Below are 15,688 nucleotides of genomic sequence, written 5' to 3' on the forward strand. Positions count from 1 at the left end.
GTTTAGCGTGAGTCCATGTTCCTCGCCGCATTCCTGGTCGGCCTGCGCGAAGGTCTCGAGGCCTCGTTGATCGTCGGCATCCTGCTCGCCGGCCTGGACCGGCGCGATGCCGCCGGCGCCCGCCGCAGCCTATGGTGGGGTGTCGGGCTCGCGGTGGTCATCTGCGTTGTCCTCGGCGCCCTGTTCACCTTCGGCCGCTACGGCTTAAGCTTCCGCGCCCAGGAGGCTATCGGCGGCACACTGTCGCTGGTTGCGGTGGCCATGATCACCGGCATGGTGCTGTCCATGTCCAACAAAGACGGCATGGTGCGCAAAGTCCTCGGCGCCAAGACGGGCGACGCCGTCGCAGCCGGCGCGAGGGCGATGTTCTGGCTCGCGTTCATCACCGTCGCGCGCGAGGGTCTCGAGCTGACGCTGCTCATGTGGGGGTGGGTGGTGCAGCCGGCGGCGGTCATCGGGGCGTTCCTCGGTATCGGCGTGGCGCTGGTGATGGGCTACGCCATCTACAAGGGTGCGCTGCAGATGAACATGCGCACGTTCATGCAAGTGTCCTCGGCGTTGCTCATCGTCGTGGCCGCGGGCATCCTCGCCTACGCCATCCACGACCTTCAAGAGGCGCAGTTCTTGCCGGGGCCGTTCTCCGGCGCGCCGATCGCCCCGACACACCCGCGCACCGGGGAGGTGCTCGTGGGGTTTGCGACGTACCCGTTCTGGATGGCGTCGTTCCCCTTCGGTTGGGCATTCGATTTCGAGCACGCCATCGACCCCACGGGGCCGATCGCCACCTTGGTCAACGCGCTCACCGGGTTCGAGCCGAAGATGAGTTGGCTGCAGGTCATCGGCTGGGCCATCTACATCGCCGTCATTGTCCCAATTTTTGTCAACCACGTTCGTCGAGATCGGGGGGTGGGGCGGCCGGAGGTCGTCGATACGCACCCTGCTCTCGTAGGAAAGGAAGTCTAATGTCACACCGCCGAACCCTCGCCGCCGTGGCCGCGCTGCCGCTGGCACTGGCGCTCACGTCGTGCGTGGAAAACGCCGCCAACGCCGACAGCATCGAGGTCACCTCCGACGCCGACACCTGCGCCGTGAGCACCGACAGCACCGAATCCGGCGCGCGCACGTTCAAGATCAACAACACCGGCAACCAGGTGACGGAGTTTTACCTGCTCGCCAACGACGGCCTGCGCGTCATCGCCGAGCGCGAGAACATCGCCCCCGGCGAAACGGCCGACCTGACGGTCTCGCTCATGCCGGGCGACTACTTCACCGCCTGCAAGCCGGGCCTGCGCGGGCCGAACGTCGGCCAAAGCGCGTTCACGGTTACCGGCGAGGCCGTGGCCGTCGGCGAGTCGGACCAGCAGCGTTTCGACGACGCCGTCGCCTCCTACGTCAACTTTGCTAAGAACGAAGTGGCCGAGTTCGTCCCCCTCGCCGAGGAGTTCGCCGCCGCCTACGCCTCCGGTGACGACGAGAAGGCGCGCGAGCTCTACCCCACCTCGCGCGTGCACTACGAGCGCATCGAGCCGATCGCGGAGGCGCTGGGCATCCTCGACCCGAAGATTGACTACCGCGAGGTGGACTACATCGCAGAAGCCGACGAGCTGAAGGCCGAAGACCCCGCCTTCGACCAGTGGCGCGGCTTCCACCGCATGGAAAAGGATCTGTGGGTGCCAGAAAAGGACGCCAAGAATGCCGACGGCGCCGACGCCTGGCAGGACTGGGAGCCCTCCACCCCGGCCCAGCGCACACAGGTCGCGGAGCTGTTCGTGGCCGACGTCAACCAGCTGCTTGACACGGTCAACGACCCGAACTTCGCCGAGGACCAACAGCTGACCATCGACTCGGTGTCCAACGGCGCGATCTCGCTTCTGGAGGAGGTGGCCACCACCAAGGTCACCGGCGAGGAAGACTGGTGGAGCCACACCGACCTCTACGACTTCGCGGCGAACATCCAGGGCTCGCGCATCGCGTTCGACTTGGTCTCCCCTATCGCCGCGGACCGCGGGGAAACCGGCGCCGCGCTGGTCCAGGACATTAACGACCGCTACGACGACGTCGAGGAGCTGCTCAAGGAGTACGGCTCGCTGGAGACCGGGTTCGTCTCCTACGACACCGTCGACGCGGCCGCGCAGGCGCAGCTGACCCGGGCGCTCGACGCGCTGCGCGAGCCGCTGTCCCAGCTCACCGGCACCGTACTGGGGCTGGGCTAATGGTCAACCGGCGACAGCTTCTTACCCTCGGCGGCCTGGGCACCCTGGGCGCGGCCAGCGCGGCCGCCCTCGCTGGGTGCGCGAACGAGGACGGGGCGAAGAAAAATGATGGAGCGGGTGGGGCCGGGGGTTCGTCGATAAGCGAAGAGCTCATTGTGGACTTTGCTGGCGAGCACCAAGCCGGAATTATCACGCCCATGCAGAATAACCTGCACTTCGCGGCGTTCGACATTTCAGAGAAGGCGGATCGGGAGGACGTGATCGACCTGCTCGAGCGCTGGACCGCGGCGGCGCGCCGGCTCACGCTCGGCGGCGACGTCTCGGCCAAGGGCGCGTTCGGCACCGGCGACAGCTTCCCGCCGGACGACTCGGGCGAGGCGGTCGACCACGGCCCCTCCGGGCTCACGCTCACCTTTGGCTTCGGCCGCTCCTTCTTCCGCGAGCAGCTGGGCACCGCCGGCAAACTCCCCGCCGAGTTCACCGAGATGCCCACGATGACGAACGACTTTTTGCGCCCCGAGTTCTCCGAGGGCGACATCTGCATCCAGGCGTGCGCGAACGACCCGCAGGTGACAAGCCACGCGATTCGCAACCTCACCCGCCTCGCCGTGCCCACCGCGACGCTGCGCTGGACCCAGCTCGGCTTCGGGCGCGCGGGCGCAACCGGCACGGAACAGCCGACGCCGCGCAACCTGTTCGGCCAAAAGGACGGCACCGCCAACATCCGCGCGGACGAGGACGCGGAGTTGGCGGAGCACGTGTGGATTCCCGCCGACAGCTCGCAGCCGTGGGCCGCGGGCGGGACGTACATGACGGTGCGCCGCATCGCCATGAACATCGAGGTGTGGGACACACTGCAGCTGCGCGAGCAGGAGCGCGTGACCGGCCGCGATAAGCCGGCCGGCGCTCCGCTGTCCGGCGGCGACGAGTTCACCGAGCCCGATTTCGAGGCGGTCAACGAGCGCGGCAACCCGAAGATCGACCGCGCGTCCCACCTGTTCAACGTGCACCCGGCGCAAAACGACGGCATCCGCATGCTGCGCCGCCCCTTCAACTACGTCGACGGTACGAACGAGCAGGGCCGCATGAACGCGGGTCTGTTCTTCATCGCGTTCACGCAGACGCCGGAGCGTTTCGCGCGCGTGCACAAGTCGATGTCACGGGACGAAATGTTCACCGAGTACCTGAAAACCACCAACACCGGCACCTACCTCATCGTGCCGGGCGTGGGGGACGAGGGCTACATCGGCGAAGGCATGTTTGCTTAACGACCACTACAGCGGGCGGCCCATGTCGGTGCGCGAAATCTCCACGGCCTTGCGGATCACCTCCGCCAGCGCGCCTTCCACGCGTGCCCGCGAATCGTCGGCCTCGAGGAGGTCCTTGCGCACCTCGAACATCACGGCCAGCACGGAGGTGTTCTTGTCATAATCCACCGGTACGTACGCCCCTGCAAACGGGGTGTTGCGTTCCACGGAAAAGCCGGCGCGGTAAATGCGCGGTCCGCTTCGTCGGCAAGCACGGCGGGCGTGTGCACGGAGTGGGTGCCGATGCAGACGTCCGGCAGCAGCTTGCCCGGGTGGATGCGGTACTCCTCCGGCTGGTTGTTGTAGGAGTGCACGTCCACGATCACCGCGCAGCCGCAGTCCTGGATACGCCCGCGCACGAGCTTGGACACAGCGTCGGCGTACGGGAAGTAGTACTGCGCCTTCAGGTCCGCGACGTCCATGTCCAACGGACGCAGCGGGTTGCCGTCGCCGAGTTTGAGAAAGATCGCGCCACGGCCGGTGACGTCCATGGAGTCGCGCTCGTTGGAAAACCGCCCAGGGTCCGCCACGAGGCGCGAGAGGTTATTCACAATCATCCACGGCGCGCACCCGGATTGCTCAGCGGCGGCCACGGCGAGCGTGTCGGTGTAGTCGTCGGTGACGCGGTCGAGCTCCTGCGCGATCTGCTCGTCGGTGGCGATGAAATCGGCCGCCACCTCCGCCGGGATCTCACGCGAGGCGTGCGGCACGTGGACGATGACGGGGCAGTCGTTACTCCCCTCGTGGACGGTGAAGTTCATAGTCCCGCAGGATATAGCGCTCGGGAGCATCCTGCTTGACGACGCCACCTTCGGCCTCAAACGCCTCGAGCCAGCCCTCCATCGGGAACTGCCCCCACTTAGCGTGGAACCGGTTGGCGTTGGCGACGATGTCTTCGATGTGCTCCCACGGCGGCGACGACACCGGGTGCCACTGGTGAAAGGCGTGGGCGCCGCCGACCCACACCAGCGGGATGTGGTGGCGTTCCAGCTCGCGAGCGAAGTCGGTGTCCTCCCCGCCGTAGCCCTCGTAGGCGGAGTCGAAGCCGCCGAACTCGCGCTCGATGCGTCCCCAGGTCCCGGCGGTGAGCGCAAACGACAGCGACCAGAACAGGGCGTAGTTCTCGGCGTCCACGAGCTTGCCCGGGGCCGGGTTTGGCCGCGCCGGGTGCGGGTCGGGGTCAGTGACGCGCATTTCGCCTTCCGACAGGTACGTCACCGGCCCGGCGACGACCGCGTCGGGGTGCTGCTTGAGCGCCGAGACGTAGCGCGGCACCAACGCGTCGGAGGCGAGGCAGTCCGCGTCCAAGAACACCAGCACTTCCGCGCCGCGCTCGATGGCGGTGCGGGCCCCGAGGTTGCGCGCGGCTGCCAGGTTGGCTGGCCCCGCCACCACGTGGCTCTTCGGCACGGCCTTGGTCAGCACGTCGGCGTCCGCGAGCGCCACGGTGACGTGATCCACCCCCATCGGCATGAGGTTGACCTGGTGGGTGAGATGGTCCCTGCGGTTCGCGTCGGCGAGGGTGACCACGCAGATCGCGGGCTGGCCTGGGTGTTCCGCCACGCCCGCGATGACCTCGGCGGCCCGGCGCGCCGCGCCCTCGGTCTGCCACCGGGCCCAGTCTGTGTCGCGGCGGCGCAGCAGCTCGGGCCACTCTTCTGGTGCGGGGAAGGCGTTTCGCACCGTCGCGAGGCCGTCGAGCACCTTCGCCCCGAGCTTTTGCTCAGCGAACGGTCGTGGCTGCGGCAGGATCACCGCGGGGGTGTTCGTGGCTGCCAGGTCCGCCACCGAGTTCTGCCCACCCGCCGTCACCGCGATGCCGGCGGACTGCAAGAGCTCCGTCGGGTCGTCGACGTGGTTGTCGCCGCCGAGGAAGGTGAACCGGTACTCGGGGCATGCGGCCTCAACCGCCGCCCAATCTTCCGGCGCCCAGGTCGAGCCGCCCAGCCCGGCCATCACCACAACGTGGTGCGGGTCGCGCCGCACTCCCTCGCGCGGTGTCAGCCGCGAGATCCCGCCCACCGCGTGCAGCCGGTCGGCGTGCGCGCGCAGGTGCTCGGGCACCGGCACCCAGTCCGGCCAGGCGGCGACGATCGCGTCGGCCTGCGCGTATGCGAGCTGGTGCGGGGCGTCCCCGCGCGCGCCAGGCATGGCGTGCACCACCACCGGGATACCCATCAACCGCACGAAGACGGCAACCTCGTCGGACACGTCCACGTAGAACGCCTCCGGCTGGTTGTCCGCTACCCACTTGGCAATCTGCGCGAACCGAGACGCGATCTGCGGCGACCCGTAGGGCGCGTAGTGCAGCGTGCCGCCGGCGGTCATGGCGCGGCCGCTGCGCAGTTCCCGGGGGGCGTCGCTGGCGTCGTCGACAAGCGGCACGTCCCCGCCGGCAGTGGAGAGAATCTCGCACTCGTAGCCCATCGCGCGCAGCTCGCGCTGGATCGCGCGGCAGCGGTGCATGTGGCCCGAGCCGTGGTGGTGGGCGTAAATCCCGATCATTGTCCTACCTTCGAAAACGCCGCCACCTGGCGGAAGATGTCGGTATAGCGCCTGGCCGTCTGGGTCAGCGAGTGGTTGTGCACCACCCACTGCCGCACAGCTCGCCGGTCCAGCTCAAGCGCGCTTTGTATCTGCGCCGCCAGCCCCGCCACGTCGTCGGCGGGGGCCAGGCATGCCGGCGAGTCCCGCAACAGCTCGCCCATGCCCCCGCGACGGAAACCGGCGACTGGGGTGCCGCACGCCATCGCCTCGAAGGCGACGAGCCCGAACGGCTCCTCCCAGCGCGGCGTGACCACCGCCACCGCGCACCCGGCAACGAGGCCGCGCAGCTCAGCGTGGGACAGCTCGCCGATCCACTCCACCCCGTCGCCGAGGCGCGGCTCGATCTCCTCGCGGAAGTACCGGTGATCGCCGTTGCGCCCAGCCAGCACGAGCGGGATGCCGGCGGCCCGGCAGGCGTCGATGGCCAAGTGCGCGCCCTTTTCCGGCACGAGCCGGCCGAACCACACAGCCGTCTCGCCGCCCGGGCCCGGCTGCCACAGGTTCACGTTCACGCCGTTGGGGATGATCACCGGCTCGGACGGCAGACGCCAATCCCGCGCCGTGGTGCGGCTGACGGCGGCGAAGCGCCCGGCGCGCAGCCCGGCGGCGGTGATCGCGTCCTGGATCTCCTCCACCATCGGCGTGTGCAGCGTAGTCAGCATCGGCAGCGGCTCCGGCGAGGCCTGCGAGGGGAAGATGTACGGGTTCAGGCTGTTGTTATGCACCACGTCGTAGCCCCGGGCGACCAGAAGCTGGCGCAGCTGCAGAAACGCCGCGTTTTCGCGCTCGCGCCCGCCTTCCGGGTAGGTGGTGTCGGTGGCGTCCTCCGCGTGCGCACCCCAGTCGACGCCGGGCAGCTCGAAGTCCTTGACGTTGCCGTCGGAGCCCTCGGCGGCGAAAAAGTCCACGTCGTGGCCCAGCTCCCGAAGCGCCGACACCATGGTGTGGCAAAACGCCTCGAGCCCGCCGGCGTACGGCTCGCGCACTGGGTAGCGCGCAGGGCCGATAAGCGCAATGCGCAGTTTCTGCGTGCGCCGGGCCCTTGCGGCCGGTTGCGCTGCCACCGTCACTCGCTTACCACCTTCTTGTACGTCTCCTCGTGTGCCCGTCGCACCTGGGCACGTTGTTGTTCTCTGTCACCGGTGTAGGGCACCGGCCCGCGGGCGAGTAGCCGCGCCGCCGCCTGGCCGGCCGCGCGTCCGTCGCCCGCCGGGTAGACCTCGACGGCCGCAGGCGTGTCCGCCTGGCCCGCGTAGCAGCCGGTATCGGGCGCGACGACAGGCACGCCGAGGTCGCGGCACATCTCCAGCCACCCTGAATGCGTTCCCCGAGTGTACGGCAGAATGCACACCCCGGCGTGCCCCACGGCGGCGAAGAGCTCGTCGTCGCTCATCGGCTCGTGCACCACCACGTTCGCGTTGCTTATCGACGCCAGCTCCGCCCCCTCATGCACATACACGTCCAACGGCACCTCCGCGGCGATGTCGGCGTAGAACTGCGCGTCCGCGACCACGTTTGAGCGCAGCGACTTGAGAAACACCGCTGCCCGGCCACTCGAGTGCACCTGCGCGGGAGTGTCGGTGATGCGCGGGTGCGGAATCACCTGCACGTTGCTCGCGCCGTAGTCGCGGGCCAGGATCTCGGCGGCCTGGTCGGTGAGGGTGATGGTGGCGGACGCTGCGTCGACAAGCAGCTGCAGCCGCTCGTGGTGGGGTGCCTGGTCTTCTAGATGGGGGTTGTCCAGGTCGTGCACCGTGAGCACCAGCGGGACCGGCAGGGCGGCGCACAACTCGGCGATTTGCGCAGGCGTGCGGTGCTCGAAGCCGAAGTGGATGTGCACGGCGTCCACGTCTCGCGGCTGGTTCCAATACTCGGCTTCAAGCGCCGGGTGCGGCCACCAGTGGCCGTCGATGTCCGGGTCCGGGAGAAACTCCACGCCCACCGGCTGGATCGCCTGCGTATACGGGTGTTCAGCGGGGATGGAGAGAACGCGCATTCCCCTAATATAAACCTTCTCGAATACTGTGAAGACATGTCTTTGCTCGTTGTAGTCGGCAACTGCCAGGCGGAGTCCACCCGCAAGCTGCTCATGTCCACCGGCCACTTCACCGGCGAGCGCATCGCGCCAGTCCACGAACTTGAAGCGGGCGACATGGGGTGGTTTTTAGACCTCGTGCGCCGCGCCGACGTGCTGGTGACCCAGCCCATCCGCGACGGCTACCGCGGGCTCCCCGTAGGCACGCGCGAGCTGCGCGAGTTGTTGGCGCCATCGGCGCGCCACGTGGTGGTGCCGGTGCTGCGCTTCGACGGGCTCATGCCGTACCAGGCGATCATCCGCGACCCCGCGGATCCCTCGCTGAACCCCCCGGTGGTGCCGTACCACGACCTGCGCACGCTCGTGTCAGCCGCCGGCTACGGTGCGGCCCCGCAGCCGGACCCCAGCGCGTTGCGGCGCGCGGCCGCCATGTCGGTGGAGCAGATCCGGGTGCGCGAGCAGGCGCACGGCGCGGTGCGCGTGTCCGACTACCTGGAGACGAACCCGGTGTGGCACACCGTCAACCACCCCGACAACGCCACGCTCGCGTTCATGGCGTCGCGCGTGCTGGAGGCGCTGGGGCTCGACGGCGAGCCCGTCCCGCCTGATTACGAGATGCTCGGCGGCCTGGACGCCCCCGTGGAGGCCGCGGCGGCCGAGGCGCTCGGGGTTGCCGTAGACGGCCGCGGCGCGTGGCGCGACCGCGCGGGCGGGGTCATCGACGCCGAGGAGATCCGCCAGGCCCAGCTGGAGTTCTACCGGCAGCGCCCCGCACTGGTGGAGCACGGACTGCAACGCCACGCTGAGCGCATTGAGAATCTAGGGTTGCTCGCATGAACCATCTCATCGTCGGGCCCGACGGCCACGGGGTGACGGAATACGCGCTGGGGCTAGCCCGCGCCACTGGTGCCGCGAGCGTGATCCGGGAGGAGACGTTCGGGTCCGCTCCCCTGCCGGAGGGGCCCATCCACGTCACCTTCACCGACCACCTCTTCGGCGATACCGCCGAGACCCTCCTTGCGCGCCTGGGCGACCGGCCGTTTTCCGTGAGCCTGCACGACATCCCCCAGCCGGAGGAGGGCGAGGGCCGCTACGCCCGCCGCGCTGAGATCTACCGCACGCTCGCCAGCGCCGCCGACGTGGCCGTAGTGAACTCCGAGCACGAGGCACGGTTCTTTCCGGCCGACGCGCCAGCACCCGCCGTGATCCGGCTGCCCATTCCGGCGATCCACTCCCCCTTCGCCCCCGAGGACGGCACCGTCGGGGTGCTCGGCTTCCTCTACCCCGGCAAGGGCCACGAGGACCTCGTCGCCGCACTGCCGGAGGCGACGCTGCGTTTCCTCGGTGCGGTCTCTGCAGGCCACGAGGAGTGGGCTGACCGCCTCGTCGCTTCCGCGCGCAACGTCGAGCTCACCGGCTGGCTCACGGACGACGAGCTCGCCCGCGAGATCGGCCGCATCGCCGTGCCGGTGTGCCCGCACCGCCACTTCTCCGCCTCCGGGTCGCTGATGACCTGGCTTGGCGCGGGCCGGAAGGTACTGGTGACGGATTCCGACTACGCCCGCGAGATCGACGCCTGGCTCCCCGGCCGCGTGACGTTGGTGGAAGAAGGTGGGTGGCGCGACGCCGTCGAGAAGCATGTGCCCGAGCAGCTTGCCCCGCCGCGCTACGGCTGGGCTGAGGTGGCCGATTTATGGGAGGAAGCATGGTATTCCGCTGGCCTGAAGTAAGCGTGGTCATCCCGCACTACAACGACGAGGTGTCGCTGGCCCGCGTTGTGGACGCGGTGCGCGCGCAGGACTATGCGGGCGCGGTGGAGATCATCGTCGCCGACGATGGCTCCGAGACGCCGCCCGCGGTCGACGGCGTGCGCGTGGTGCGCCAGGAGGACCTGGGCTTTCGCGCCGCCGCCGCCCGCAACCTGGGCGCGGACGCGGCGCGCGGCGAGGTGCTCGCGTTCCTTGACGCCGACACCGTCCCCGAGCGAGGCTACCTATCCGCAGTGGTGCCGCACGTGGTGGGCGACCACCGGGCCGTTGTTGTTGGCTCGCGTCGCACCGGCGCGCAGGACCAGGAGCCGCAGTGGCTGACCGACGCCTGGGCTGCCACCGCAAACCTCCGCGACGCCGACCACACCTCCTGGCGCTACATCATCTCCGCGGTGCTGACGTGCTCCCGCGAGTTCTTCAGCGAGATCGGCGGCTTCGACGGCACGCTCGTCGGCTACGGCGGTGAAGACTGGGAGTTCGGCTTCCGCGCCTGGAACGCGGGGGCGACGTTCGTGCACGAGCCAGCGGCGATTGCGCACCACGAGGACGAGGATTTCGGCTCGCGCTACGACGACCCGGCGGCCGCAACCGCCGTGAAGAACGCGGAAACCCTCGCGCTGGCCCGGCGCGTCACACACCCGCTGGCGCGCCCGGAGGGGATCATCTTCGACACCTTCGACATGCAGGTGGAAGTGCCGGAGCTCGAGGGCGAGGGCGTGCGCGACTTCGTCATCGCGGAATGGCTCAAGGCCGGCGCGTACGTGCGGGTCACCGACGTGCCCGAGCTGTTCGGGGCCGACCCGCGGGTGGGCACAGAGGAAAAGCCCGCGCGGGTAAACATCGCCGTCGGGGCGGGCTGGGCGCCGCAGGACCTCGACGCCCTGCTAGCCGTGGAATACGTGCTCTGCCCCGACGGCACCGTCGTGCGCACCGCGCGCGCCGCGGCACTAGGGATGGAGCCCGCGACGGCGAGCCCGGAGGACATCGGCTTGACGCCGGTGCAGGGCCCGCTGCAGCTGGAGCGCTACTTCGCGGGCTGGTAGCGCTCGCTGACGCTCCCGCTACCAGGGAAGGCTCCGAGTAGCTACAGCTCCGGCGCAACCCCAGTGCGCTCGTACTCCGCCAGGATGTCGATGCGGCGCTGGTGGCGTTCCTCGTCGCTCCACGGCTGGGACACGAAGGCGTCGACAATCGCCAGCGCCTCCTCCTCGGTGTGCATCCGTCCGCCGATGCCGATGAGCTGGGCGTTGTTGTGCTCGCGTGCGAGCTTCGCGGTCTCGACGGACCACGCCAGGGCGCAGCGCGCGCCCTTGACCTTGTTTGCGGCGATCTGCTCGCCGTTGCCGGAGCCGCCGAGCACGATGCCCAGCGAGCCCGGGTCCGCCACCACGGCCTCGGCGGCGGCGATGCAGAACGCGGGGTAATCGTCCGCCGCGTCGTATTCGTGGGCGCCGCAGTCAGTCACCTCGTGGCCCTGGGCCTCGAGGTGGGCCTTGATCTGGTTCTTGCGCTCGAATCCGGCGTGGTCTGCTCCAAGGTAAATACGCATGCCGTTTAGCGTACCTGCCTAAACTTGGGGCATCTCCGTGCGAGTGCGCTTGAGTTCGAAGAAGTACGGGAACTCCGCCAGCCCAACCGCGTGGTCGAACAGCTCGCCTGCCTCCTCACCCTTGGGCACGCGGGTGATCACGGGGCCGAAGAACGCGTTGTCGCCGAGCTTCACCACCGGGGTGCCCACCTCGTCGCCCACGGCTTCCATGGCGGTGGCGTGGTAGCCGCGCAGCAGGTCGTCCTCGTCGCTCGTGTTCGCGACGTCGGCGAAGTGCTCCGGCAGACCGACCTCTGCCAGCCCTTTCTTAATCACCTCGTCGTAGGCGCCGTAGCCCTGCTTCATGCTCTCCCCGCCCGGGTGCACGAGCGTGCCCATCGCGGTGTACAGCTCATCCACCTTCTCCGGCTGCTCCTGCTTCACCTTTGCAAACACGCGCGCCGGGCCCCAGTTCGCTTCCATCATTGCCGCGTAGTCCTCGGGGATGTCGCGGCCGTCGTTGAGCACGGCGAGCGACATGGGCACCCATTCGATCTCGATGTCGCGGACCTTTTCCACTTCCTTCATCCAGCGGGAGGTCTGCCACGCGAAGGGGCAGGATACGTCGAACCAGAACGTCACTTTCTCAGTCATGGGGCCCACGATAGCGCGATACCGCCTATGTAAGCCCTATGTAAGCTACGACACATGAAGACCAATCTGACACGCAAGGACGCGCAGGAGCGCGCGCAACTGATCTCCAACATCCACTACGACATCGCCGTGGACATCACCGGCGCCGACGAGTTCACTACCGTGAGCACCGTGACCTTCGAGTCCAAGGCGGGCACCACCCACTTCGACCTGGTCGCGGCCGGATTCGAGGCCACGCTCGACGGCGAGGCCACGGGGCGCGAGCTTTCGCTTCACGACGGCGCGCACACCCTGGTGGTCACCTCCCACGACGCGTACAACCGCACCGGCGAGGGCCTGCACAAGTTCACCGACCCGGTGGACGGCAAGGACTACCTGTACACCCAGTTCGAGCCGGCGATGGCGATGAAGGTGTTCGCCGGCTTCGACCAGCCGGATTTGAAGGCCACCTACAGGGTCAGCGTGACAGCGCCGGAGCGCTACACCGTGATTCTCAACGAGGCCGTCACCCGCGAGGACAACGGCGACGGCACCTCCACCTGGACCACCGTGATCGACTACCCGCTGTCCACCTACCTCATCTGCATCTGCGCGGGCGAGTTCGAGCGCGTGTCGGATGTTTACCGTTGCACTGACGAAGGAGGTGCAACGCGCGTCATCGAGCTCGGCCTCTACGCCCGCGCTAGCCTGATCCCCCACATGGACGCGGAGCGTATCTTCCGCCAAACCAAGGAGGGCTTCGACTTCTACCACGCCAACTTCGGGCGGACGTACCCGTTCGGCGACAAGTACGACCAGGTGTTCTGCCCGGAATACAACATGGGCGCGATGGAACACGTCGGCTGCGTGACCTACCGCGACGAGTACATCTTCACCTCCGAGCCGACCCCCTACCGCCTGGAGCGCCGCAACGACACCATCCTGCACGAGATGGCGCACATGTGGTTCGGCGACCTGGTCACCATGCAGTGGTGGGACGACCTGTGGCTCAACGAGTCCTTCGCCACGTGGTCCGCGGCCACCGCACAGACCGCCATCGGCGAGTACGCCGACGCGTGGACCACGTTCGCGTCTGTGGAAAAGGCGTGGGCGTACCAGCAGGACCAGCTGCCGTCCACGCACCCGATCGCCGCGGATGCGCCGGACATCGAGACTGCGGAGCAGAACTTCGACGGCATCACCTACGCCAAGGGCGCGTCCGTGCTGAAGCAGCTGCAGGCGTACGTGGGCTATGAAGAGTTCTTCGCGGGCGTGCGCAAACACTTTGACAACCACGCGTACGCCAACGCCACCTTCGCGGACCTGCTCGGCGCGCTCGAGGATGCCTCCGGCCGCGACCTCTCCGACTGGGCTGAGCAGTGGCTGCGCACCACCGGCGTCTCCGTCCTCCGCCCGGAAATCGGCGAGACCTTCGCGGTGCTCCAGGAGGAGCCGCGCCCCCACCGCGTGCGCGTGGGGCTGTACACGCTCGAGGGTGACGCGGTCCGGAGGATCAAGCAGGTTGAGACGGACATCGACGGCGAGCGCACCGAGATCCCCGAACTCGCCGGCATCGAGCACGACCTGGCCATTGTCAACGACGATGACCTCACCTACGCCAAGATGCGCCTGACTCCGGAGCACCAGCGGTTCGCGCTCGAGCATATCGGCGAGATCGAGGATTCCCTGGCCCGCACCGTCATTTGGTCGTCGCTGTGGGAGTCTGTGCGCGACGGCGAGCTCCCCGCCCGCGAGTTTGTCCGTTTGGTGGCACGCGAAGCGAGCCGCGAGACGCACCCCTCCGTGCAGGAGCGTCTGCTAGCCCAGGCCACCCAGGCCGTGCGCCAGTACGTGGACCCCGCCTGGGAGGGCGAGGGCATGGACCTGCTCAACACCGCCTTCCGCGGCGCCGAGCCGGCCGCGGTCTTCGACCGTGCGTTGGCGCGCCTGACCCCCACCGAGGAGACCATCTCGTACTTCAAGGAGCTGCTGGAGCGCTCCGACAACCAGGAGGTGCGCTGGCTGGCGCTGACCAGCCTCATCGCCGCCGGCGCCCTGCCGCTGTCCGCTGCGGACGAGGAGCAGGACAACACGTCGGAGGGCACCATTTCCAGGCTGAGGGCGAAAGCTGTCGTCGATAAGCGGTGGGCGTGGGACACACTCGTCGAAGACGACCTGACCAACCTCGAAGCCCGCTACCTCATGGACGGCCTCACCTTCACCTACGACGGGCTGGAGGGGCTCACCGACGAGTACTTCCGCCAAGCCCCCGCGCTGTGGGAGCGGCTGACCAACGAGATGGCGCAGCGCACCCTCGAGGGCATGTACCCGCGCTGGGACGTCACCACGGCGGCTGTGGACAAGGCCAACGAGCTGTTGCTGAGCGACGACGCACCGTCCGGCCTCAAGCGCGTCATCGCTGAGGGCCAGGACCGCATCGCCCGCGCGGTGCGCAACCGCGAGGTCGACGCTACAAGCGCGTAAGCGCCTGCTCGAGGTCGGCGATCAAGTCGGCCTCGTCCTCGATGCCCACGGATAGGCGCACGAGCTCGCCCGGGACCTCGAGCGCGGACCCGGCAACGGACACATGCGTCATGGTGGCGGGGTGCTCCACCAGGCTCTCCACGCCGCCGAGCGATTCGGCGAGGCAGAACAGCTTGGTGGCCTTGCAAAACGCCTTGGCCTGCTCGGTGGTCTGGAACAGCAGTGAGACCATGCCGCCGAAGCGCGTCATCTGCTTCTTCGCCACCTCGTGGCCGGGGTAGGACGCAAGGCCCGGGTAGTACACGCGCGCGACCTGCGGCTGGGCTTCCAGGAACGTCGCCACGGCTTCGGCGTTGTCGCAGTGCTTCTCCATGCGCACCGCGAGCGTTTTCAGGCCGCGGCCGGTGAGGTAGGTGTCAAACGGCGAGGGGTTCGCGCCCACCCAGCCGAAGAAGAAGCGCAGCTGCTCGTGGAAGCCGGGCACACGCGAGTCGTCCCCGCAGACGATGCCGCCCACCACGTCGGAGTGCCCGCCGATGTACTTCGTGGTGGAGTGCACCACCACGTCCGCGCCCAGGTCGAAGGGCTTCTGCAAGTACGGCGAGGCGAAGGTGTTATCCACCACGAGGGCCGCGTGCTGTTTCACGGCCGCGATCGCCTCGATGTCCGCGATGCCCAGCATCGGGTTCGTGGGCGTTTCCACCCAAATCACCTTGGTGTTGTCCTGCACCGCAGCGGCGACGGCCTCCGGGTCGGTCATGTCCACCACCGTGTTGTCCACGCCCCACTGGGTGAACACCTGCTGGATCAGGCGGTAGGTACCGCCGTAGGCGTCGTTGGAGACCACGATGTGGTCGCCGGGTTTGAGCAGGACGCGCAGGACGACGTCGATAGCCGCCATGCCCGAGGAGTACGCGACGGCGTACTCGGCGCCCTCAAGCGCGGCGACCGCGTTTTCCAACGCGGTGACGGTGGGGTTGCCCACGCGGGTGTACTCGTAGCCGCCGCGCAGCTGCGCGAGCCCGTCCTGGGCGAACGTGGTGGAGGCGTAGATAGGCGTGTTGATCGGCCCGTACAGGCTGTCGGGTTCGTATCCGGCGTGGATGGCGTCGGTTGCAAATCCAGTCATGCCCACCGACAGTAGACCAAGCGGTTCATTACGGAGCCATTTT

At 68.3% G+C, this 15,688-nt stretch carries 15 protein-coding genes; 7 read left to right on the plus strand and 8 right to left on the minus strand.

All coding sequences use genetic code 11. The features are described from left to right. Nucleotides 1-15 precede the first annotated feature (15 nt). Genes CUREI_RS08740 through CUREI_RS08750 form a run of 3 tightly spaced genes read left to right on the plus strand, consistent with a single transcriptional unit; the run spans nucleotide 16 to nucleotide 3,481 of the window. Nucleotides 16-963, plus strand: a complete 948-nt coding sequence (locus CUREI_RS08740; RefSeq protein WP_051952306.1) for an FTR1 family iron permease — start codon at nucleotides 16-18, stop codon at nucleotides 961-963. Beyond that, a complete protein-coding gene (gene efeO / locus CUREI_RS08745) occupies nucleotides 963-2,213 on the plus strand; it encodes an iron uptake system protein EfeO (RefSeq protein WP_038612797.1) in 1,251 nt (416 codons plus the stop codon). The genes CUREI_RS08740 and efeO overlap by 1 nt, the downstream gene beginning before the upstream one ends. After that, complete coding sequence (locus CUREI_RS08750; protein ID WP_038612799.1) at nucleotides 2,213-3,481, plus strand: Dyp-type peroxidase; 1,269 nt, start codon at nucleotides 2,213-2,215, stop codon at nucleotides 3,479-3,481. The genes efeO and CUREI_RS08750 overlap by 1 nt, the downstream gene beginning before the upstream one ends. Before the next feature lie 6 nt (nucleotides 3,482-3,487). Here the strand turns inward: CUREI_RS08750 and CUREI_RS12460 are convergent, their stop codons facing one another. From CUREI_RS12460 to CUREI_RS08775, 5 genes are read right to left on the minus strand one after another with little or no spacing between them, the layout of a single operon-like run. Further along, complete coding sequence (locus CUREI_RS12460; RefSeq protein ID WP_158407459.1) at nucleotides 3,488-3,649, minus strand: hypothetical protein; 162 nt, start codon at nucleotides 3,647-3,649, stop codon at nucleotides 3,488-3,490. Then, nucleotides 3,613-4,281, minus strand: a complete 669-nt coding sequence (locus tag CUREI_RS08755) for an N-formylglutamate amidohydrolase (protein WP_051952307.1) — start codon at nucleotides 4,279-4,281, stop codon at nucleotides 3,613-3,615. Before CUREI_RS08755 ends, CUREI_RS12460 begins: the two co-directional genes overlap by 37 nt. Then, nucleotides 4,253-6,025 carry a glycosyltransferase gene (locus CUREI_RS12020; RefSeq protein WP_084768289.1) on the minus strand — a complete coding sequence of 591 codons (1,773 nt, stop codon included), beginning with the start codon at nucleotides 6,023-6,025 and terminating at the stop codon, nucleotides 4,253-4,255. Before CUREI_RS12020 ends, CUREI_RS08755 begins: the two co-directional genes overlap by 29 nt. Continuing rightward, complete coding sequence (locus tag CUREI_RS08770; RefSeq protein WP_236627177.1) at nucleotides 6,022-7,131, minus strand: glycosyltransferase family 4 protein; 1,110 nt, start codon at nucleotides 7,129-7,131, stop codon at nucleotides 6,022-6,024. The genes CUREI_RS12020 and CUREI_RS08770 overlap by 4 nt, the downstream gene beginning before the upstream one ends. A 2-nt stretch (nucleotides 7,132-7,133) precedes the next feature. After that, nucleotides 7,134-8,063: a glycosyltransferase gene (locus CUREI_RS08775; protein WP_038612802.1), complete on the minus strand. Its 930-nt coding sequence runs from the start codon at nucleotides 8,061-8,063 to the stop codon at nucleotides 7,134-7,136. A gap of 36 nt (nucleotides 8,064-8,099) precedes the next feature. Here CUREI_RS08775 and CUREI_RS08780 point away from each other — a divergent pair, with 36 nt between their 5' ends. The 3 genes from CUREI_RS08780 to CUREI_RS12310 are packed head-to-tail and all read left to right on the plus strand — an operon-like array spanning nucleotide 8,100 to nucleotide 10,914. Continuing rightward, entirely contained in the window at nucleotides 8,100-8,939 is an 840-nt protein-coding gene (locus tag CUREI_RS08780) for a WcbI family polysaccharide biosynthesis putative acetyltransferase (protein ID WP_038612806.1), read from the plus strand. Continuing rightward, entirely contained in the window at nucleotides 8,936-9,832 is an 897-nt protein-coding gene (locus tag CUREI_RS12305) for a glycosyltransferase family protein (protein ID WP_038614318.1), read from the plus strand. The genes CUREI_RS08780 and CUREI_RS12305 overlap by 4 nt, the downstream gene beginning before the upstream one ends. Beyond that, nucleotides 9,808-10,914, plus strand: coding sequence for a glycosyltransferase family 2 protein (locus CUREI_RS12310; protein ID WP_038612809.1), 1,107 nt, complete (start codon nucleotides 9,808-9,810; stop codon nucleotides 10,912-10,914). The genes CUREI_RS12305 and CUREI_RS12310 overlap by 25 nt, the downstream gene beginning before the upstream one ends. A 41-nt stretch (nucleotides 10,915-10,955) precedes the next feature. Here CUREI_RS12310 and CUREI_RS08795 read toward each other — a convergent pair whose 3' ends face one another. Beyond that, nucleotides 10,956-11,420, minus strand: a complete 465-nt coding sequence (locus CUREI_RS08795; RefSeq protein ID WP_038612813.1) for a ribose-5-phosphate isomerase — start codon at nucleotides 11,418-11,420, stop codon at nucleotides 10,956-10,958. A gap of 18 nt (nucleotides 11,421-11,438) precedes the next feature. Then, nucleotides 11,439-12,053 carry a DsbA family protein gene (locus CUREI_RS08800; RefSeq protein ID WP_038612815.1) on the minus strand — a complete coding sequence of 205 codons (615 nt, stop codon included), beginning with the start codon at nucleotides 12,051-12,053 and terminating at the stop codon, nucleotides 11,439-11,441. Between the two features lie 54 nt (nucleotides 12,054-12,107). Between CUREI_RS08800 and pepN the strand changes: the two genes are divergently transcribed. Continuing rightward, nucleotides 12,108-14,516: an aminopeptidase N gene (gene pepN, locus CUREI_RS08805; protein WP_038612818.1), complete on the plus strand. Its 2,409-nt coding sequence runs from the start codon at nucleotides 12,108-12,110 to the stop codon at nucleotides 14,514-14,516. Here pepN and CUREI_RS08810 read toward each other — a convergent pair. Further along, entirely contained in the window at nucleotides 14,503-15,645 is a 1,143-nt protein-coding gene (locus CUREI_RS08810; protein ID WP_038612822.1) for a cystathionine gamma-synthase, read from the minus strand. The two genes, pepN and CUREI_RS08810, sit on opposite strands and share 14 nt — an antisense overlap. Between the last annotated feature and the right edge of the window lie 43 nt (nucleotides 15,646-15,688).

Origin of the sequence: Corynebacterium ureicelerivorans (assembly GCF_000747315.1) — a bacterium.
In the GTDB taxonomy this organism is placed as follows: Bacteria; Actinomycetota; Actinomycetes; order Mycobacteriales; family Mycobacteriaceae; genus Corynebacterium; species Corynebacterium mucifaciens.